The 19236-nt window shown below is 69.2% G+C and carries 17 protein-coding genes; 11 read left to right on the top strand and 6 right to left on the bottom strand.

Annotation, left to right across the window (positions count from 1 at the left end):
- Positions 1-54 precede the first annotated feature (54 nt).
- From lptF to rsmA, 6 genes are all read left to right on the top strand, one after another.
- Positions 55-1188 carry an LPS export ABC transporter permease LptF gene (gene lptF, locus E3D03_RS06355; RefSeq protein ID WP_263566257.1) on the top strand — a complete coding sequence of 378 codons (1134 nt, stop codon included), beginning with the start codon at positions 55-57 and terminating at the stop codon, positions 1186-1188.
- Complete coding sequence (lptG, locus tag E3D03_RS06350; RefSeq protein ID WP_263566256.1) at positions 1185-2306, top strand: LPS export ABC transporter permease LptG; 1122 nt, start codon at positions 1185-1187, stop codon at positions 2304-2306. The genes lptF and lptG overlap by 4 nt, the downstream gene beginning before the upstream one ends.
- A complete protein-coding gene (locus E3D03_RS06345) occupies positions 2306-4720 on the top strand; it encodes an LPS-assembly protein LptD (protein WP_263566255.1) in 2415 nt (804 codons plus the stop codon). The genes lptG and E3D03_RS06345 overlap by 1 nt, the downstream gene beginning before the upstream one ends.
- 32 nt (positions 4721-4752) lie before the next feature.
- Entirely contained in the window at positions 4753-6024 is a 1272-nt protein-coding gene (locus tag E3D03_RS06340; RefSeq protein ID WP_263566254.1) for a peptidylprolyl isomerase, read from the top strand.
- 93 nt (positions 6025-6117) lie between these two features.
- Positions 6118-7101 (top strand): 4-hydroxythreonine-4-phosphate dehydrogenase PdxA, encoded by a 984-nt coding sequence (gene pdxA, locus E3D03_RS06335; RefSeq protein WP_263566253.1) that lies wholly within the window; start codon positions 6118-6120, stop codon positions 7099-7101.
- Positions 7098-7946 (top strand): 16S rRNA (adenine(1518)-N(6)/adenine(1519)-N(6))-dimethyltransferase RsmA, encoded by an 849-nt coding sequence (gene rsmA, locus E3D03_RS06330; protein WP_263566252.1) that lies wholly within the window; start codon positions 7098-7100, stop codon positions 7944-7946. Before pdxA ends, rsmA begins: the two co-directional genes overlap by 4 nt.
- A gap of 3 nt (positions 7947-7949) precedes the next feature.
- Here the strand turns inward: rsmA and E3D03_RS06325 are convergent, their stop codons facing one another.
- The 3 genes from E3D03_RS06325 to prfA all read right to left on the bottom strand — a co-directional run bounded on the left by E3D03_RS06325 (position 7950) and on the right by prfA (position 10894).
- A complete protein-coding gene (locus E3D03_RS06325) occupies positions 7950-8768 on the bottom strand; it encodes a DUF4167 domain-containing protein (protein WP_263566251.1) in 819 nt (272 codons plus the stop codon).
- Positions 8769-9011: 243 nt separating this feature from the next.
- Positions 9012-9839, bottom strand: coding sequence for a peptide chain release factor N(5)-glutamine methyltransferase (prmC, locus tag E3D03_RS06320; protein WP_263566250.1), 828 nt, complete (start codon positions 9837-9839; stop codon positions 9012-9014).
- On the bottom strand, positions 9836-10894 hold the full coding sequence (gene prfA, locus E3D03_RS06315) for a peptide chain release factor 1 (RefSeq protein ID WP_263566249.1): 1059 nt from the start codon (positions 10892-10894) through the stop codon (positions 9836-9838). Before prfA ends, prmC begins: the two co-directional genes overlap by 4 nt.
- Positions 10895-11025: 131 nt before the next feature.
- Here prfA and E3D03_RS06310 point away from each other — a divergent pair, with 131 nt between their 5' ends.
- Complete coding sequence (locus tag E3D03_RS06310) at positions 11026-12105, top strand: cytochrome-c peroxidase (protein ID WP_318013709.1); 1080 nt, start codon at positions 11026-11028, stop codon at positions 12103-12105.
- Between the two features lie 73 nt (positions 12106-12178).
- On the opposite strand, the gene E3D03_RS06305 is transcribed toward E3D03_RS06310, so the two are convergent.
- Positions 12179-12760, bottom strand: coding sequence for a YceI family protein (locus E3D03_RS06305; RefSeq protein ID WP_263566248.1), 582 nt, complete (start codon positions 12758-12760; stop codon positions 12179-12181).
- A 286-nt stretch (positions 12761-13046) separates the two neighbouring features.
- Between E3D03_RS06305 and rpsF the strand changes: the two genes are divergently transcribed.
- The 4 genes from rpsF to E3D03_RS06285 all read left to right on the top strand — a co-directional run bounded on the left by rpsF (position 13047) and on the right by E3D03_RS06285 (position 15304).
- Complete coding sequence (rpsF, locus tag E3D03_RS06300) at positions 13047-13490, top strand: 30S ribosomal protein S6 (RefSeq protein ID WP_062563437.1); 444 nt, start codon at positions 13047-13049, stop codon at positions 13488-13490.
- 17 nt (positions 13491-13507) lie between these two features.
- Entirely contained in the window at positions 13508-13735 is a 228-nt protein-coding gene (rpsR, locus tag E3D03_RS06295; protein WP_011747229.1) for a 30S ribosomal protein S18, read from the top strand.
- 12 nt (positions 13736-13747) lie between these two features.
- Positions 13748-14332, top strand: a complete 585-nt coding sequence (rplI, locus tag E3D03_RS06290) for a 50S ribosomal protein L9 (RefSeq protein ID WP_062563436.1) — start codon at positions 13748-13750, stop codon at positions 14330-14332.
- 153 nt (positions 14333-14485) lie between these two features.
- Positions 14486-15304, top strand: a complete 819-nt coding sequence (locus E3D03_RS06285) for a hypothetical protein (protein WP_263566247.1) — start codon at positions 14486-14488, stop codon at positions 15302-15304.
- A gap of 115 nt (positions 15305-15419) precedes the next feature.
- On the opposite strand, the gene tig is transcribed toward E3D03_RS06285, so the two are convergent.
- On the bottom strand, positions 15420-16754 hold the full coding sequence (gene tig, locus E3D03_RS06280; protein ID WP_263566246.1) for a trigger factor: 1335 nt from the start codon (positions 16752-16754) through the stop codon (positions 15420-15422).
- A gap of 1084 nt (positions 16755-17838) precedes the next feature.
- On the bottom strand, positions 17839-19164 hold the full coding sequence (gene gltX, locus E3D03_RS06275) for a glutamate--tRNA ligase (protein ID WP_062563433.1): 1326 nt from the start codon (positions 19162-19164) through the stop codon (positions 17839-17841).
- Positions 19165-19236: the final 72 nt, after the last annotated feature.

The raw sequence follows: 19236 nt of genomic DNA, 5'->3' as shown, positions 1-19236 counted from the left end.
CAGCGGCTAATCAAACGAGGTCCGAGCCCGAGACCGCAGCCCGTGAAAGCCGCCATGCCCCGCATCGACCGCTATATCCTGACGCAGTTCCTGACCCTGTTCGGGTTCTTTGCGCTGGTGCTGGTCTCGGTCTATTGGATCAACCGGGCGGTGTCGCTGTTCGAGCAGCTGATCTCGGACGGGCAGACCGCGCTGGTGGTGCTGGAGTTCACCGCGCTGACCCTGCCGCTGGTCATTTCGGTCGTGCTGCCGATCGCGGCCTTCGCAGCCAGCGCCTATGGCACCAACCGGCTGTCCTCGGAATCCGAGCTGGTGGCGATGCAGAGCGCCGGCATGTCGCCCTGGCGGCTGGCGCGGCCGGTGCTGGTCTTTGGCGTCACCGTCGGGCTGATGGTGGCGCTGCTGGTGCATGCCATCGTGCCCTTGGCCCGCGCCCGGCTGACCGACCGCCAGGCCGAGATCGCGCAGAATGTCACCGCGCAATTCCTGCGCGCCGGCAGCTTCCAGTATCCGGTGCGCGGCGTGACGCTGTATATCAGCGAGATCGCGGCGGATGGCCGGCTGGTCTATTTCTTCCTGGAGGACGCCCGCAACCCGCGCGAACAGGTGACCTATACCGCCGCCGAGGCGCTGGTGGTCCGGACCGAGGCCGGGCCGCGGCTGGTGATGATGCAGGGCATGGTGCAGAACCTGCGCCGCACCGACGAGAAGCAGAACCTGTCGGTCACGCGCTTTTCCGAACTGACCTACGACCTCGGAACGCTGATCGACCCGAACGCGGCCCGCAAGCGCGACCTGCGCGCCTATTCGACGCTGCGGCTGCTGGATCCCGACGATGCCCTGCTGGCCGAGACCGGCGCCACCGCCGACAAGGCCCGGGCCGAGGCGCATGAGCGGCTGGCCAAGCCCTTCCAGGCGCCGGTCGCGGCCATGCTGGGCTTTGCCATGCTGCTTCTGGGCGGCTTCAGCCGCTTCGGGGTCTGGAAGCAGGTGCTCTGGGCGGTGGTGGCGCTGATCGTGGTGCAGTTCCTGGGCACGGCGGCCGAGAACCAGGTGGCGAGCGACGCCTCGCGCTGGCCGCTGATCTATGTCTCGCCGCTGGTCGGCGCGGCGATCTGCGTCGCGGTGCTGTGGCTGGCCGCGCGGCCGCGCGGCCCGCGCGGCGCCGGAAAGGGGGCGCCCGCATGATCCTGTCGGCCTATGTCGCGCGGCGCTTCCTGCGCATGTTCCTGATGATCGCGCTGATCTTCGGCGCCATCCTGTTCCTGATCGACATCGTCGAGCAGATCCGCCGCTTTTCCGACGAGGCCATCGGCCTGTCCGGCGCCGCCGTGCTGTCGCTGCTGAACATCACCGCGAGCTTCTATTCGATCATGCCGCTGATGACGGTGCTGGCCGGGATCGCGCTGTTCCTGGGCCTGTCGCGCACCTCCGAGCTGGTGGCGATCCGCGCCTCGGGGCGGTCGGGGCTGCGGGTGCTGGCGGCGCCCGCCGTCGCCGCCGTGCTGGTGGGCATGCTGGCGGTGGCGGTGCTGAACCCGATGGTGGCCGCGACCTCGAAACGCTACGACGACGCGGTGGCGCGGATGAAAAGCGGCGGCGGCCAGACCATCAGCGTCGGCGCCAATGCGGTCTGGCTGCGCCAGGCGCTGCAGATGCGCGGGCCGGACGGGGTCGAGACCATGGGCCAGGTGGTGATCCAGGCCAGCCGCGCCAGCCCGGACGCGACCACGCTTTACGACGCCACCTTCACCGTCTTTGCCGAGGGCACCGGTCCCAGCCGCCGCATCGACGCGGCCGAGGCGCGGCTGGGCGATGGCGCCTGGCAGCTGAGCGCGGTCAAGGAATGGCCGCTGAGCCAGCCCAACCCCGAGGCCATGGCCCGCACCGCCGCGACCATGGAACTGCCGACCGACCTGACCGCCGCCCGCATCCGCGACAGTTTCGGCAATCCCGAGGCGATCCCGATCTGGCAGCTGCCGACCTTCATCAAGGGACTGGAGCGCGCAGGCTTTTCCGCCCAGCGCCACAAGGTCTGGTTCCAGATGGAACTGGCGCGGCCCCTGCTGATGGCGGCGATGGTGGCCATTGCGGCCGTCTTCGCCATGCGCCATATGCGCGGGCGCAAGATGGGGCTTCTGGTGCTGGCGGGTTTCGGCTGCGGCATCGGGCTGTTCTTCCTGCGCAACCTGGCGCAGGTGCTGGGCGACAATGGCGGGCTGCCGCCGGTTCTGGCCGGATGGGCGCCGCCGGTGGTGGCGCTGCTCTTCGCGCTCGGGGCACTTCTGCGGCTGGAGGATGGATGATGGCGCGCAAGCGGCGGGCTGATCGGCAAGGCGGGACAGGCATGGCGCGGGCGGCGCTGCTGGCGGCGGCGCTGGTTCCGGGCATGGCGCTGGGGCAAAGCCTGACGTCCGACGGCCAGACCCTGCCGCTTTACGGCCAGGACGGCGATTTCGTCCAAGGAGCGGCCGGCCCGGCGCTGGCGCCGACCGCCGGCGCGGATGACAACGCCCGCTTCGCCGACGGGACCGAGGCCTCGCGCGCGCCCGCGGTCGCGCAGGCGCCGGGTTCGGTGCGGATCGCGGACAGCGGCGCGGCGCCCGAGGGCAGCCCGGCCACGCTGCTGGCCGATCAAGTCAGCCTGGGCGCGGACAAGAAGCTGGTCGCCTCGGGCGGGGTGGTGATCTGGTATCGCGGCAGCCGGCTGGTCGCCTCGCGCGTGGTCTATGACAGCGACACCGGCGCGGCCACCATCGAGGGCCCGATCCACCTGACCCAGCCCGCCCGCGCCGGCACGCCCGAGGAGACCATCCTGATCGCCGACAGCGCCCAGCTGGAGCCGAACCTGCAGGACGGCATCCTGCAGGGCGCCCGGCTGGTGCTGGCGCGCGAGATGCAGCTGGCCGCCCGCGAGCTGCGCCGCAGCGAGAACGGCGCCGTCACCCGGCTGGACAATGTGGTGGCCTCGAGTTGCCAGATCTGCGCCGAGGATCCGGTGCCGCTGTGGGAGATCCGCGCCCGCAGGGTCACCCATGACGCGCGCACGCGCCAGCTGCACTTTGACCAGCCGCAGCTGCGCGCCTTTGGCCTGCCGGTGGCGGTGCTGCCCTGGCTGACCGCCCCCGACCCCACGGTCGAGCGCATGACCGGCTTTCTGCGGCCGCAGTTCCGCACCACCTCGGGCCTGGGCTTCGGCATCAAGCTGCCCTATTTCGTCACGCTGGGCGATCATGCCGACGTGACGCTGACGCCCTATGTCGCCGCCTCGCGCACCCGCACGCTGGAGCTGCGCTATCGCCAGGCCTTCAGCAATGGCGCGATGGAGTGGAACGGCGCCGTCAGCCGCGACGACCTCGAAAAAGGCGAGACCCGCGGCTATCTGTTCGGCGCCGCCCGCTTCGAGCTGCCGCGCGGCTATATGCTGGGCATGCAGATCCAGATGGCCAGCAACCGCGCCTATCTGCTGGATTACGACATTTCCGACGCCGACCGGCTGTGGAGCGGGCTGACCCTGGACCGCGTGCGCCGCGACCGCATGGTCATGGCGCGGATCGGCAATTACGAATCGCTGCGCGACGACGAGCCGGACGAGTTCACCCCCTCGGTCGTCGCCGATGCGCTGTGGAAGCGGCGCTGGTCACCGGCGCGGCTGGGCGGCATCGCCAGCCTGGAATGGTCGCTGCATGCGCATCGCCGCTCGTCGGGGCTCGACGTGGTCGGGCGCGACATGGCGCGCGGCTCGGTCAGCCTCGACTGGCAGCGGACCGAGATCCTGCCCGGCGGCGTCCTGGGCACGGTCGAGGCCGAGGTCGCCGCCGACGTCTATCGCATCAACCAGGACAGCGATTACGAGGACTGGGTGGCGCGCGCCGACCCGACGCTGGCGGCCGAGCTGCGCTGGCCGCTCGCCCGCCATGCCGGCGGCGTCACCCATGTCATCGAGCCGGTGGCGCAGCTGATCTGGTCGCCCGAGCGCACGCGCGAGGACGATGTGCCGAACGAGGACAGCCGGCTGATCGAATTCGACGAGGGCAACCTGTTCTCGCTGAACCGCTTTCCGGGCTGGGACGCGCGTGAGTCGGGCTTTCGTGCCAATCTGGGGGTCAGCTGGACCCGCATCGACCCGGCCGGCTGGTCCATCGGCCTGACCGCCGGTCGCGTCTTCCGGAGCGAGCCGGACCCGGCCTTTGCCTATCTGGACGAGGGCGGCAATCCGGTCTTTACCGGGCCGCAGGGCAAGAAACGCTCGGACTGGCTGCTGTCGGCGACCTACCAGGGCGCGAACGGGCTGGCGCTGGTGAACCGGGCGCTGTTCGACGACAGCCTCTCGATCAGCCGCAACGAGCTGCGGCTGGGCTGGCTGAAGCCCGGGCTGCAGGTCTCGGCCGGCTACCTGTGGCTCGATTCGGACGAAAGCGAGAACCGGGTCGACGACGTGTCGGAACTGACCATGGCCGGCGGCTGGCAGATCCGCGACGGCTGGTGGGCCACGACCGAGACGCGCTATGATTTCACCGCCGACCGTGCGCAGAAGGCGCAGCTGGGGCTGGAATATCGCAACGAATGCGTGACGGTGGAAATGTCGGTGCAGCGCCGCTTCACCTCGTCGGACGAGCTGCGGCCCGACACCAGCTTCGATCTGGGCATCCGGCTGGGCGGCTTCGGACAGCAGAAGGCCGGTCCGGGAACGGTGGCGCGTCGCGCCTGCCTGCGCTAATGTCCCGGCAAAACCATGCGGCGAGGGAGCTGATGCGGCGAATTCTTCTGGGGGCGGCGATGGCCGCGATGCTGGCGGCGGGCGGGGTGGCCCCGGTCTTCGCACAGTCCAACCCGTTCCAGCCTCTGGTCTATGTCAACGATTCGGCCGTCACACGCTATGAGCTGGCGCAGCGCGTGCGCTTCATGGAGCTGTTGCGGGCGCCGGATGCCGATGCGGCCGCGTCGCAAAAGGCGCTGGTCGACGACCGGCTGCGGATGTTCGCGGCCAAGCAGCTGGGCATCACCGCCAGCGACGAGCAGATCGATGCGGGCCTGGCGGAATTCGCCGGCCGCGCCAACCTGGGGGTCGAGGAATTCACCGCCGAGCTGGCCCGGGCCGGGGTCGAGCGGCAGACCTTCCGCGACTTCGTCACCGCCGGGGTGGTCTGGCGCGAGGTGGTGCGCCAGCGCGTCGTGCCGCAGGTCCGCGTCACCGATGCCGAGGTCGACCAGGAATTGCAGAAGGTGATCGAGACGCCGCGCGTGACCCATGTCGCGCTGTCCGAGCTGATCATCCCCGCCCCGCCCGGGCAGGAGGAGGCCGCCATGGCCCAGGCCGGGCGCATCGTCGCCGGCACCCGCTCCGAGGGCGATTTCGCCGCCTTCGCCCGGCAATATTCCGCGACGCCCTCGGCCGAGAACGGCGGCCGGCTGCCCTGGACGCCGCTGGCGAACCTGCCGCCCTCGCTGCAGCCGATCATCCTGGGGATGAAGCCGGGCCAGGTCGGCCAGCCCCTGCGGGTCGAGGGCGCGGTGGTGCTGTTCTATCTGCGCGACACCCGCGGCACTCTGCGGCCCGGCGCCACGGCGCAGGTGCTGGATTTCGTGCGCTTCCGGCTGTCGAGCGCCGAGGAGGCGCGGCGCATCGCCGCCGTCTCGGACACATGCGCCGATCTGTTCGTGCATGCCCGCGGCCTGCCGGCCGAGCAGATCAGCCGGCAGACCCTGCCGCAGGGCCAGATCCCGACCGGCGAGGCGATCCGGCTGGCGGTGCTCGACGACAATGAAAGCACCGTAATTTCCTATGGCGGTGCGGTGGAACTGCTGATGCTGTGCAAGCGGCAATCGGCCGCCCTGGCCGAGGCGCCCGAGAAGGCGCCCGTGCCGGTCACCGCCGAGGGCGAGGCCCAGCCCGCCGCCGATCCCGACGCGCTGCCGGGACGCGAGGAGGTGCGCAACATGATCTTCAACCGCAAGGTGGGCCAGGCGGCCGAGAGCTATCTGGCCGAGTTGCGCTCGAATGCGATCATTCGCCGACCGTGACGCGGGTGGCCGGGGGGCTCTGCCCCCCGCGCCTGACGCACCCCTCGACGGGGTGCGTCAGGCGCTCCCCCCGGGATATTTGGACAAGATAGAATGACCGAGCCGCGACCCCTCATCCTGACCTGCGGCGAACCGGCCGGCGTCGGGCCGGAACTGGCCCCCAAGGCGCTGGCGGCCGGGGTGCCCTTCGTCTTCCTGGGCGATCCGCGGCATCTGCCAGAGGGCACCGCCTGGGCCGAGGTTTCGGCGCCGGGCGAGGCGGTCGCGCCGGGCGTTCTGCCGGTGTTGCGGCATGATTTCGCGGCGCCGGCCGTGCCCGGGCGCCCCGATCTGGCCAATGCCGCGGGCGTGATCGACGTCATCGCCCGCGCCGTCGCCCTGGCGCAGAGCGGGGCCGCCGGCGGCATCTGTACCCTGCCGATCAACAAGGAGGCGCTGAAGCGAGGGGCCGATTTCCGCTTCCCCGGCCATACCGAATATCTGGCGCATCTGGCCGGCGGCGTGCCGGTGGTCATGATGCTGGCCTCGACCGGCGTCGAGCCGCCCTGCCGGGTGGTGCCGGCGACCATCCATATCGCGCTGTCCGAGGTGCCGCGGGCGCTGACGCCGGAATTGCTCGAGCAGGCCGTGCGCATCACCGATACCGGCTTGCGCCGCGATTTCGGCATGGCCGCGCCGCGGCTGGCGCTGGCCGGGATGAACCCGCATGCCGGCGAGAACGGCGTCATGGGCAGCGAAGAGATGCGCTGGATCGCGCCGCTGGCCGCGCGGCTGCGGGCCGAGGGGTTCGACATCGCCGGCCCCCTGCCCGCCGATACCATGTTCCATCCCGCGGCGCGCGCCCGCTATGACGCGGCGATCTGCGCCTATCACGACCAGGCGCTGATCCCGATCAAGACGCTGGATTTCGCCGGCGGGGTGAATGTCACGCTGGGCCTGCCCTTCGTGCGCACCTCGCCCGACCATGGCACCGCCTTCGACATCGCCGGCCGGGGCATTGCCGATGCCGAAAGCGTCATCGCCGCGCTGCGCATGGCCTGGGACATGGCGGGACGCCGGGCCGGGGCGCGGGCATGAGCGCGATCGACGGGCTGCCGCCCTTGCGCGAGGTCATCGCCCGGCACGAGTTGCGGGCGAAGAAGCAGCTGGGCCAGAACTTCCTGCTGGACCTGAACCTGACCGCCAAGATCGCCCGGGCCGCCGGCGACCTGACCGGCTGCGACGTGATCGAGGTCGGCCCCGGCCCGGGCGGGCTGACCCGCGGTCTGCTGGCCGAGGGCGCGCGCCATGTGCTGGCCATCGAGAAGGACGCGCGCGCGCTGCCCGCCCTGGCCGAGATCGCCGCAGCCTATCCCGGCCGGTTGCAGGTCATCCATGGCGATGCGCTGGAGATCGATCCGCTGGCGCATCTGACGCCGCCGATCCGGGTCGTGGCCAACCTGCCCTATAATGTCGGCACCGAGCTGCTGATCCGCTGGCTGACGCCGCCGGAATGGCCGCCGTTCTGGGACTCGCTGACGTTGATGTTCCAGAAGGAGGTGGCCGAGCGCATCGTGGCGAAACCCAGCGGCAAGGCCTATGGCCGGCTGGCGGTGCTGGCGCAATGGCGCTCGGATGCGCGGATCGTCATGACCCTGCCGCCCGAGGCCTTTGTGCCCGCGCCCAAGGTGCATTCCTCGGTGGTGCATCTGACCGCCCTGCCCGAGCCGCGCTTTCCCGCCGATGCGGCGGTGCTGAACCGGGTGGTGGCGGCGGGTTTCAACCAGCGGCGCAAGATGCTGCGCGCCTCGCTGAAGGGGTTGCATCCGGCCATCGAGGATCTGCTGCTGGCGGCGGGCATCGCGCCCACCGCGCGCGCCGAGGAGATCGGGCTGGAGCAGTTCTGCGCGCTGGCGCGGGGCTTGGCCGCCGCGCCGCGCTAGGGCTTATTCGCCGGAAGCCTTGTCGGTCTTTGCCGCGGGTTTCTTCTCGGCACCCTCGGCCGGCTTGCGGCGGGTGCGCGGGGTGCGCGGCGCCGGGGTCGCGGCAGAGGCAGCCGCGGCGGCGGCCGGCTGGCGCGTGCGGCGACGCGGCGCCGGGGCCGCGGGCTCCTCGAGCGCCAGTTCCGGCGCCGGCTCGGCCGCTGCGGGGGCCGGCGGCTGCTCGGCCGGGGCGGCGACGGGGGCTTCGGGCGCGATGGCGGCTTCCGGGGTCTCGACCGGGCCGGCGGCGTCCTCGTCCGAGGCGATCACCGGCGGCAGGCCGGCGGGCGCCTGGGCTTCGGCACGCGCGGCCTGGCGGTCGTCGCGCCGCTCGTCGCGGTTGCGATCCTCGCGCCGGTCGTCGCGATGACGTTCCTCGCGCGGCTGGTCGCGGCGGTCGTCGCGCCGCTCGTTCCGGTCCTGGCGATCCTGGCGCTCGTGGCGGTTGCCGTTCTGGCCGTTCTCGGACTGGGCCGACTGGCCGTTGCCGTCCTGGAAATCGTCGTCGCGGGCTTGATGCTGCTGGCGCTCGGCCTGCTCGCGCTGCGCCTCGCCCAGCATGCGGGTGTAATGCTCGGCATGCTGCAGGAAGCTCTGCTCGGCCACGCGGTCATTGGAGAGCTGGGCGTCGCGGGCCAGCGCCAGGTATTTCTCGATGATCTGCTGGGGCGTGCCGCGCACCTTGCCCTCGGGGCCCGAGGAATCGAAGACGCGGTTGACGATATTGCCCAGCGAGCGCTGGCGGTTCGACTTGTTACGCGAACGGGATTTGGATGATCTCATCAGCTTGTTGTCGTTTCGTCCGGATTTGTCCGGCTGAGGTTGGGGTCATCTCGGAAGCGAGTGTCCAGAACGGGAGCGGTGGAATTCCGTTTCCCGCTTTGCCAGGATTGTGCTGGGTTATCTGAGTATGGCTGACCCATGCGTGGGCAGCGCCCCCGTCACATCTGCGAATAAACACGCCGCATCGCCGCTTACAAGTGGAATCTGCATCGAATGGCGCAAAACGCGCGGATCCTTGCCGGGTCAGCCGGGCTTGCGGGCCATGACCACGCGGTCGCGGCCGTCGAGATCGGGCAGGATGCGCGGCTGTTCCAGCCCGGCCGCCGCCATCAGCGCCGCGACCGCCGCGCCTTGCGTCGGGCCGATCTCGACCATGAGCCGGCCGCCCGGGTTCAGATGCGCGGGCGCCCCCGCGGCGATGGCGCGATAGGCCGAAAGCCCGTCGCCCTCGTCGGTCAGGGCGCCGCGCGGCTCCCAGTCGCGAACCTCGGGGGCAAGGTCGGCCATCTCGGCCAGCGCGATATAGGGCGGGTTCGAGACGATCAGGTCGAACGCGCCCGAGACCGCCAAAAACCAGTCAGATTGTATGAAATCGGCGCGCACGCCGAGCCGCGCGGCATTGTCGCGCGCCACCGCCAGCGCCGGGGCCGAGATGTCGGTGCCGGTGCCGCGCGCGCCCGGCCGCTCGGCCAGCAGCGAGATCAGGATGGCGCCCGTCCCGGTCCCCAGGTCAAGCACCGAGGCGAAGGGCTGGGCCAGCGCCGCCTCGACCAGGGTTTCGGTTTCCGGGCGCGGGTCCAGCGTGTCGGCGGTAACGCGGAAATCATGCTTCCAGAAGGCGCGGCGGCCGAGGATCTGGCTGACCGGCTGGCGCGCGGCGCGGGCGGCGACGGCTGCGTCAAAACGTCGCAGGGCTTCGGGCGGCAGCGGCACAGCCAGGGCGGCGCTGAGATGGTGGCGCGGCAGGGCGAGCGCATGGGCCAAGAGCAGGCGCGAGTCGCCCGCCGCATCCGCGATCCCCGCCTGCGACAACCGCTCGGCCGCCTGCCGCAGCGCCTCGGCGCCGGTCACGTGTCGCCCTGCGCCGCCAGCCGGGCGGCCTGGTCATGCGCGGCCAGCGCATCCACCGTCTCGGACAGGTCGCCCTGCATGATGCGGTCCAGCGCGTACAGCGTCAGGCCGATGCGGTGGTCGGTCATCCGGCCCTGCGGGAAATTATAGGTGCGGATGCGTTCCGAGCGGTCGCCCGAGCCGACCTGCGACTTGCGGTCCGCCGCGCGCTCGGCATCCGCGCGCGAGCGTTCCATGTCATAGAGCCGGGCGCGCAGCACGGCCATGGCATTGGCACGGTTCTGGTGCTGGGATTTCTCGGAGCTGGTCACCACGATGCCGGTCGGCAGGTGGGTGATGCGCACCGCCGAATCGGTGGTGTTGACGTGCTGGCCGCCGGCGCCGCTGGCGCGCATGGTGTCGATGCGGATCTCGGCGGCGGGGATGTCGATGTCCACCTCCTCGGCCTCGGGCAGCACGGCGACGGTCGCGGCCGAGGTATGGATGCGGCCGCCCGATTCGGTTTCGGGCACGCGCTGGACGCGATGCACGCCGGATTCGTATTTCAGCCGGGCAAAGACGCCCTCGCCCTCGATCCGGGCCACGGCCTCGCGCACGCCGCCCAGATCGGATTCGGCCAGCTCCAGCAGCTGGAACTGCCAGCCCTGCGATTCGGCAAAGCGGCGATACATGGCCAGCAGGTCGCCCGCGAACAGCGCCGCCTCCTCGCCGCCGGTGCCGGGGCGGATCTCCAGGATCGCCGGCCGGGCATCGGCCGCGTCGCGGGGCAGAAGCGCGATGCGCAGCGCATGTTCCAGCCCGGGCAGCAGCTCGCGCAGCCGGCCCAGCTCATCCGTGGCCAGCTCGCGCATCTCGGGATCGGCCAGCATGGCCTGGGCCTCGCGGATGCCGTCCTGCGCGGCGCGCCATTCGGCGATCTGCGCCACCACCGGCTTCAGCTCGGCATATTCGCGGCTGATGCCGGCGATTTCCTCCGGCGCCGGACCGGCATTCAAACGCGCCTCGAGATATTCGAAACGCGCGACGATCTGGGAAAGGCGGTCCTGCGGCAGCATGCCACGGCATTATCCCGTGATCCGGTGGGCGGCAAGGCGGAAGCGGGCGCGGGCGTGACCCAGATCAAGGCGCCGCGCCCGCCCTTGCGCGATCATCATGCAGCGCGCGACGACCACAGAAGGAGACAAAGGTGAAACTCGTTCCCCTGCTGACAGCAACGGCGCTGACCCTGGCGGCCCTGCCCGCCCTGGCCCAGACCGCAGCCATCGACAGCGGCGCCCTGCGCGAGGAAGCGAAGGGCGTGTTCGAGGCGATCCCCGCCGAGCTGACCGCGATCAAGCAGACCGAGGAGGCCCCCGAAGGCATCCCGCTGACCACGGAAAAGATCGAGCTTGGCAAGACCCTGTTCTTTGACCCGCGCATGTCGCGCTCGGGGCTGATCTCGTGCCAGACCTGCCACAACGTCGGCCTGGGCGGCGTGGACGGGCTGCCGACCTCGGTCGGGCATGGCTGGCAGAAGGGGCCGCGGAACGCGCCCACCATGCTGAACGCCATCTTCAACGCCGCGCAGTTCTGGGACGGCCGCGCGCCCGACCTGGCCGAGCAGGCCAAGGGCCCGGTGCAGGCCAGCGTCGAGATGAGCAATACCCCCGACGAGGTGGTGCGCACGCTGAACTCGATGCCGGCCTATGTCGAGGCGTTCCGCGCCGCCTTCCCCGATGAGCGCGAGCCGGTCAGCTTCGACAATTTCGCCGCCGCCATCGAGCAGTTCGAGGCGACGCTGATCACCCCGGACAGCGCCTTCGACCGCTTCCTGAACGGCGACGATTCGGCCATGACCGAGCAGGAGAAGCGCGGGCTGCAGGCCTTCATGGATACCGGCTGCACCGCCTGCCACTATGGCCGCAACATCGGCGGACAGGATTATTATCCATTCGGCCTGGTCGCCAAGCCGGGGGCCGAGGTGCTGCCGCTGGGCGACACCGGCCGGTTCGAGGTGACGAAGACGGTCAACGACGAATATGTCTTCCGCGCCGCACCGCTGCGCAATGTCGCGCTGACCGCGCCCTATTTCCATTCGGGCGTGGTCTGGGACCTGAAAGAGGCGGTGCAGATCATGTCCTCGTCGCAGCTGGGCACGGAACTCGCGCCCGAACAGGTGGACGACATCGTGGCCTTCCTGCATGCGGTCACGGGCGAGCAGCCGCAGATCGCCCATCCGGTGCTGCCGGTGCGCACCGACACGACGCCGCTGCCGGCGCCGATGTAGGGCGCGCCGTGCAGCGCGGAAAGGAAAAGGGGCCCATGCGGGCCCCTTTTCGCTGTTTCGGAACGGGTCGGCCTTATTCGGCCTTGACCGCCTCGATGGTGATGTTGATCTCGACCTCGTCCTCGACGGCCGGGGCGAACTGGCCCAGGTTGAACTCGCTGCGCTTGATCTCGGTCTCGGCGTCGAAACCGGCGGATTCCTTGCCGCTCATCGGATGGGCGCCGAGCTTGTTCAGGTCCACGTCCAGCACGATCTGCTTGGTCACGCCGTTCAGGGTGAAGTCGCCGGTGACCTTGGCTTCCTTGTCGCCGTCCGGCTCGACCTTGGTCGACTTGAAGGTCGCAACCGCGCCGCTCTTGTCGGTGTTGAGAAAGTCCTTGCCGAAGATATGCTCGTCCAGTTCCGGCGCGATCATGTGCAGGCCGGACAGCGGGATGGTCGCCTCGACGCTGGAATTGGCCGGGTTCTCGGCATCGAGCACCAGCTTGCCGGTCACGCCGTTGACGATGCCGGTGCTGTTGGAAAAGCCCAGGTGGCTGTATTCGAAGACCACCTGACTGTGCGCGGGGTCAAAGTCGTATTGCACCGGCGCGGCCATCGCGGCGCCCGCGCTGAACAGGGCCAGGGCGGCGGCAGGGACGAAAACGGATTTCATAGGTCAAGCTCCGACTGAATTGCTCATGAATGGTTCCCACAGGGAAGGCGCCAATGACAACAAAGGTTTCCTTGCATTTGCCTGACAATTTCGTGTTGGCGCGCCCGGGGGAAACAGTATCGCCGCAGCGGCGACGATCGCGGCCACCGCCTTTCGCCTTGCATTCGCCGGCCGCACCTGTATAAGGCCGCATCCTTCCGCAGACACGAAACCGGCGCAGCCTCTCGTGACGGGGCGCGGAAGGGGTTGTCCCGTCGTTGAAATGCGCCCTGAAAAAGGAACAGACATGCCGCTTTACGAGCATGTGCTGATCGCCCGCCAGGACCTGTCGAACACGCAGGCCGAAGGGCTGATCGAACATTTTTCGACCGTGCTGGCCGACAACGGCGGCAAGGTGGTCGAGAACGAATACTGGGGCGTGCGCACCCTGGCCTACAAGATCAACAAGAACCGCAAGGGCCATTACGCCTTCCTGCGTTCGGACGCGCCCTCGGCCGCCGTGCAGGAGATGGAGCGTCTGGCCCGCCTGCATGACGACGTCATGCGCGTGCTGACCGTCCGCGTGGACGAGCACAAGGAAGGCCCCTCGATCCAGATGCAGAAGCGCGACGAGCGCGAGCGCGGGGATCGTGGCGACCGCGGGGACCGTGGCGAGCGCCGCGACCGCGACGGCGACCGTGGTGATCGTGGCGAACGCCGCGAGCGTCGCGACCGCGACGACCGGAACTGAGGGAAAGGACGCATATCATGGCCAACAAACCCTTCTTCCGCCGCCGGAAAGTCTGCCCCTTCTCGGGCGACAACGCCCCCGCCATCGACTACAAGGACACCCGCCTGCTGCAGCGCTACATCAGCGAACGCGGCAAGATCGTGCCCTCGCGCATCACCGCCGTCTCGGCCAAGAAGCAGCGCGAACTCGCGCGCGCCATCAAGCGCGCCCGCTTCCTCGCCCTGCTTCCCTATGCCGTGAAGTAAGGAGAGACGAACATGCAAGTCATCCTGCTGGAACGTGTGGCCAAGCTGGGCCAGATGGGCGAAGTCGTGAAGGTCAAAGAGGGCTTCGCGCGCAACTACCTGCTGCCGCAGGGCAAGGCGCTGCGGGCCTCGGAAGCCAATATCGCGGCCTTCGAAGAGCGCAAGGCCGAACTGGCCGTCCGCAACGACGAAACCCGCGCCGAGGCGCAGAAGCTGGCCGAGAAACTCGACGGCCAGAGCTTCGTCATCATCCGCTCGGCTTCGGACGCCGGCGCGCTCTACGGCTCGGTCACCCCGCGTGACGCCGCCGATGCCGCCAATGCCGAAGGCTTCGCGGTCGAGCGCCGTCAGGTCGTCCTGACCGCCCCGATCAAGGAGCTGGGCCTGCACGAGGTCCGCGTGCACCTGCACCCGGAAGTCGACGTGACCATCAAGCTGAACGTCGCCCGTTCGGCCGAGGAAGCCGAGCTGCAAGCCACCGGCAAGTCGATCCAGGAACTGGCCGCGGAAGCCGATGCCGCCGCCGATTTCGAGATCGCCGAACTCTTCGACGAGATCGGCTCGGCCGGCCGCGACGAGGACGATGCCGCGAACTGATCGCCGGTCATCGCCGAAAGACAGGAAACGCGCCGCAACCCGGCGCGTTTTTTCATGGCCGTTCCGCACGCGGCGCTAGGCGCAGGCCGGGACGGAACATTCGCCGGGCTGGCGGGTTTGATCCGCAAAGCGCCACCCGCGAAAGGATTCCCGATGCATCACGAGCCCGACTCCCCCCGCCCGATCCGCCGGACCGAGGCCGATGCGCCCTCCGACACCCGCTTCGGGCCGCGCCCGGTGCCGCCGGGACACCGCGGCCCGCATGACGCACCCGAATCGCGCCGCATCCCGCCGCATGGCGCGGTCTCGCCCGACGGCAGCCGGCCCTGGCCGCAACCCTCGCGCAGCGCCAGATGGCTGGTCTGGGGCGGCACGGCGCTGACCGCCGCCGCCCTGACCGCCGGCACGGTGATCGCCGCGCGCCAGGTCATGCACGCCCTCTCGGACCCCAGCCCGCACCGCGATTTGCCGCCCAAGGCACAGCGCATGGCCGCGATGCCGGATCCCGAGCGCGAGGCGTTGCGCCGCCGCGCCGAGACCCGCGACCGCGCCGAGGATGCCCGCGCCGAACAGCTGCGCGCCGCGGCGGCCCAGGCCCGCCCGCGCCCGCGCAAACCCGCCCCGCGCGTCGGGCTGATGCAGGAGATCGAGGCCAATACCGCCAGCCTGACCAAGGGCGTGGACAATGTCATGCAGGCGCTGACCGCCGGCATGACCGGCTTTCGCACCGTGGCCGCCCAGGCCAGCGACATCATGCGCGAATTCGGCGACGCCGCGGCGCTGGTGCAGGACATCCTGGGCCGCAGCCGCCCCGCCGGGTCCGACCGGTCGCGCCGCGATCCGCCGCGCCCCGACGACCGCCACGGCGTCCATATGCCCGACCTGCGCGACGACCCGCTGACCCACGATCCGCTGGACGGCCCCGACGCCGACACGCCGCAGGACCACGACCCGCGCATGCACCGGCTCTAGGCGCCTTCACTGTTTTCCAAATACTCCGGCGACCGCGCCGCCACCCCGAAGGCGCGAGAAAAGCCAAAGGCCGCCCCGAGAGGCGGCCTTTCCCATGCGGGCATCCGGCTGAGGATCAGACCTGATCCAGCGCCTCGATGGCCTTTTCCAGCTCTTCCTTGCTGACGTCCTTGTCCGAAACCTTGGCGCCCTCGACGATATGGTCGATGACCTTGTCCTCGAAGATCGGCGCGCGCAGCTGCTGCTGGGCCTGCGGGTTCTGCTGGATGAACTCGAAGAAGGCGCGCTCCTGCCCCGGATATTGCCGGGCCTGGCGCAGCACCGCCTGGGTCATCTCCTGGTCCGAGACGGTAATCTCGGCCTTCTGGCCGATCTCGGCCAGCAGAAGGCCCAGACGCACGCGGCGCTCGGCCAGCGCCTTGTGCTCGTCCGTGGGCTCGATCTCGCCATGGTTGTGGCCGTGATCGTCCGGATGCTCCTCGTGATAGAGCTGATGCGCGATCTGATGCGCCTCGGCCTCGACCAGCGATTCGGGCAGGTCGAACTTGACCAGCGCGTCCAGCTTGTCCAGCAGCGCCCGCTTCAGCACCTGGCGCGAGGCGCCCTTGTATTCGGCCTCCAGCCGCTCGCGGATCTGGGCCTTCAGCGCGTCGAGGCTCTCGGCGCCGAATTTCTTCGCCAGCTCGTCGTCCAGCTCGGCCGGTTTCGGCGCCTTGACGGCCTTCACCGTGGTTTCGAAGACCGCGTCCTTGCCGGCCAAGTTCGGGGCGCCGTATTCCTCGGGGAACTTGACCTCGACCTTGACCTCGTCGCCGGCCTTGGCGCCGACCAGCTGCTCTTCGAAGCCGGGGATGAAGCTGCCCGAGCCCAGCACCAGCGGGTAATCCTCGGCCGCGCCGCCCTCGAAGGCCTCGCCGTCGACCATGCCCTTGAAGTCGATCACGACCTGGTCGCCGTCCTTGGCCTTGGTGCCCTTCTTGCGGTCCTCGAAGGACTGGGCGTTCTTGGCCAGGTTCTCCAGCGCCTCGTTCACCTGCTCGTCGCTGGCGGAGACCACCAGACGCTCCAGCTCGATGCCGGACAGGTCGGCTTCCGGGATCGCCGGCAGGGCCTCATAGGCCACCGTCACGACCACGTCGTCGCCTTCCTTCCAGGTCTCGCCGCCCACCATCTCGATCTTGGGCTGCACGGCCGGGCGGTCGCCGGATTTTTCCAGATGCGTGCGCAGGGCGCCATCGATGGCCTCCTGCATGGCGTCGCCCATGATGCGCTGGCCGAACTGCTTCTTCAGCATCGCCATCGGCACCTTGCCCTTGCGGAAGCCCTTCATCTCGACTTCGGGCTGGGCCTCTTTCAGCTTCGCGTCCACCTGCGCCGCCAGATCGGCCGCCGGCAGGGTGAACTCATAGCCGCGCTTCAGCCCTTCGTTCTGGGTTTCCTTGACCTGCATTTGTCTTCCTTCATCCAACCATGCCGCGGGAGGAGGCCCCGCCCCCGGGACGGCAGCAAAGCCTGCGCCCGCGCCCCCGCCTGTTTCAGCGCGCTAGCTAGGGGATTTCGCCGTCCATAGCAAGGAGGAAGGCAGAATCGGCGCCCTGTCGCCAAGCCGCGCCGCCACGAAAAAGCCTGCCGCGATGCGGCAAGATTCGGGTTCCGGCTGCGCAGGCACGGCCGTCGCCGTTGCCGGCCAGGCGGCTGTCGTCCAGCTCACCGTCCAGGACATGCCCCCATGTCGCGCGAGATACCGGTGTGCTAGGCCCAAGGCGCCGCAATCGCCGATGTCTACCGAAGCGCTGAGCACAGTTCGGCATTGCCTCCCATATTCGAGTGCGGCACAGAAGTCGGTCCAGTCGATACCGGCCGGGGGGCATAACCAACGGCCGGTCCGGCCGTGCCATCAGCGCGGCTAGATCGCGACACTCAACGCATGGCTTCGTGTTGAACCAGACCTGCCGGGTAGGTGCGGCCGCCTGCTTCTTGGACAGCGTGACGCTCGGACGCCGATCAGTTCGGCAAGTTCCTGCATGACAAGACCTTGAACTCGCTAAATTGCTCTTATCCCGCGTGCTTCGCGGCGGCCGGCGCGTGCGGCGCTGAGCCGCCCCGCGTTCACTGCAAGGCCGCCATGCGCCCCAGACAACTGAACTAACTTATGGACAGGTTCACGTTCCACTCGAGGCAGAGCATACAGGCGTTACTCTGTAAGTGGTTGTTTGTTTACCAGAGTTGAATGGTTCCGTGTTACCTGTGCTCCGCATGATCGGATGGATGCCGCAAGTCATCCATCCGATTGTCCAGTTGGAGGGGCCACCACGCTGCGTCCCAGTTCTTGCCCGCAAACCGGACCTTGCCTGGCCTCGGCGCAACCCGTCGCGGATCTCCTTCTGGATGAAATGCGCAAATCCCCGCATCTTTGAGCGTGTGATGTAAGGTCGACATGCGTCACCAGTCAGACGCTAGGATTTCGCCGTAAAGCCCGAAGCGAAAAGGCCGCCCCGACGGGACGGCCTGTTCGCCGTGGCGGCAAACCGGGTTCAGCCCCGCGCCCGCACCACCTGCAGAAGCGGCATTACATCCGACATGTCCGGGCCATGCGCCTGGCCGGTCAGCGCCTTCCTCAGCGGCATGAACAGGCCCTTGCCCTTGCGCCCGGTGGCCTCTTTCACCGCCGCGGTGAATTCGCCCCAGCTCGCGTCGGTATAGGGCGGCGGCGGCAGCAGCGTCATGGCCTGGGCGATGAAATCGGCGTCCTCGGCGTCGATCTGCGGCTCGGCGCCCTTCGAGAAGATCTCCCACCAGCCGGCCAGGTCGTCCAGCCTGGTGATGTTCTGCGAGGCGACGCGCCAGAACCGCTCGGCCAGTTCGGCCGGCACGCCCAGCGCGGCGATGCGGTCCTTGACCTCGGAGAACGGCCGCGCCTGGTTCGCCTCGCGCGTCAGCGGCCACAGATCCTCGGCGTCGAACTTGGTGGGCGAGGCGCCGAATTGCGACAGCTCGAAGCCGGCAGCCAGCTCATCCAGCGACATCTTCAGCTCGACCGGCTGCGAGGAGCCCAGCCGCGCCATCAGCGACAACAGCGCCTCGGGCGCCACCCCCGACTCGCGCAGGTCCTTGATCGCCAGCACGCCCAGGCGCTTGGACAGTTCCTCGCCCTGCGCGCCGGTCAGCAGGCTGTGATGGGCAAAGGCCGGCGGCGTGGCCCCTAGCGCGCGGATGATCTGGATCTGCGTCGCGGTATTCGTCACATGGTCGGCGCCGCGCACGATATGGGTCACGCCCATGTCGGCGTCATCGACCGAACTGGCAAAGGTATAAAGCACCTGCCCGTCGGCGCGGATCAGCACCGGGTCCGAAACCGAGGCCGCGTCGATGGAAATATCGCCCAGGATGCCGTCCGGCCACTCGATCCGCTCCTGGTCCAGCAGGAAGCGCCAATAGCCGTCGCGGCCCTCGGCCCGCAGCCGGTCCTTGTCGGCGTCCGAAAGGTTCAGCCCGGCGCGGTCATAGACCGGCGGCTTGCCCATGTTCAGCTGCTTCTTGCGTTTCAGGTCCAGCTCGGTCGGAGTCTCGAACACCTCATAGAGCCGACCCTCGCCGCGCAGCCCCTCGGCCGCCTCGGCATAGCGGTCAAGCCGGTCCGACTGCCGCTCGATCCGGTCCCAGGTCAGGCCCAGCCATTCCAGGTCGCGCTGGATGCCGTCGGCATATTCCTGCTTGCTGCGCTCGCGGTCGGTATCGTCCAGCCGCAGGATGAAGGTGCCGCCCGCCTTGCGTGCGATCAGATAGTTCATCAGCGCCGTGCGCAGGTTGCCGACATGGATGTGGCCGGTGGGCGAAGGGGCGAAACGGGTGGTGGTCATGGGAGGTCTCCTGTCGGCTTCGCTCTTTCACAAACGGCGGTTTTTGTCCATATCAGGGCCAAAGACGAGGTT

Source organism: Paracoccus sp. DMF, from assembly GCF_004407025.1.
In the GTDB taxonomy this organism is placed as follows: Bacteria; Pseudomonadota; Alphaproteobacteria; order Rhodobacterales; family Rhodobacteraceae; genus Paracoccus; species Paracoccus aminovorans_B.
Note: the sequence above shows the minus strand (reverse complement) of the source record. Positions and strands in the feature narration are given on the sequence as shown.

Coding starts and splice junctions, on each gene's coding strand:
- lptF (WP_263566257.1), top strand. CDS start 55: ATGCCCCGCATCGACCGCTATATCCTGACGCAGTTCCTGACCCTGTTC.
- lptG (WP_263566256.1), top strand. CDS start 1,185: ATGATCCTGTCGGCCTATGTCGCGCGGCGCTTCCTGCGCATGTTCCTG.
- E3D03_RS06345 (WP_263566255.1), top strand. CDS start 2,306: ATGGCGCGCAAGCGGCGGGCTGATCGGCAAGGCGGGACAGGCATGGCG.
- E3D03_RS06340 (WP_263566254.1), top strand. CDS start 4,753: ATGCGGCGAATTCTTCTGGGGGCGGCGATGGCCGCGATGCTGGCGGCG.
- pdxA (WP_263566253.1), top strand. CDS start 6,118: ATGACCGAGCCGCGACCCCTCATCCTGACCTGCGGCGAACCGGCCGGC.
- rsmA (WP_263566252.1), top strand. CDS start 7,098: ATGAGCGCGATCGACGGGCTGCCGCCCTTGCGCGAGGTCATCGCCCGG.
- E3D03_RS06325 (WP_263566251.1), bottom strand. CDS start 8,768: ATGAGATCATCCAAATCCCGTTCGCGTAACAAGTCGAACCGCCAGCGC.
- prfA (WP_263566249.1), bottom strand. CDS start 10,894: ATGCTGCCGCAGGACCGCCTTTCCCAGATCGTCGCGCGTTTCGAATAT.
- E3D03_RS06305 (WP_263566248.1), bottom strand. CDS start 12,760: ATGAAATCCGTTTTCGTCCCTGCCGCCGCCCTGGCCCTGTTCAGCGCG.
- rpsF (WP_062563437.1), top strand. CDS start 13,047: ATGCCGCTTTACGAGCATGTGCTGATCGCCCGCCAGGACCTGTCGAAC.
- rpsR (WP_011747229.1), top strand. CDS start 13,508: ATGGCCAACAAACCCTTCTTCCGCCGCCGGAAAGTCTGCCCCTTCTCG.
- rplI (WP_062563436.1), top strand. CDS start 13,748: ATGCAAGTCATCCTGCTGGAACGTGTGGCCAAGCTGGGCCAGATGGGC.
- E3D03_RS06285 (WP_263566247.1), top strand. CDS start 14,486: ATGCATCACGAGCCCGACTCCCCCCGCCCGATCCGCCGGACCGAGGCC.
- tig (WP_263566246.1), bottom strand. CDS start 16,754: ATGCAGGTCAAGGAAACCCAGAACGAAGGGCTGAAGCGCGGCTATGAG.
- gltX (WP_062563433.1), bottom strand. CDS start 19,164: ATGACCACCACCCGTTTCGCCCCTTCGCCCACCGGCCACATCCATGTC.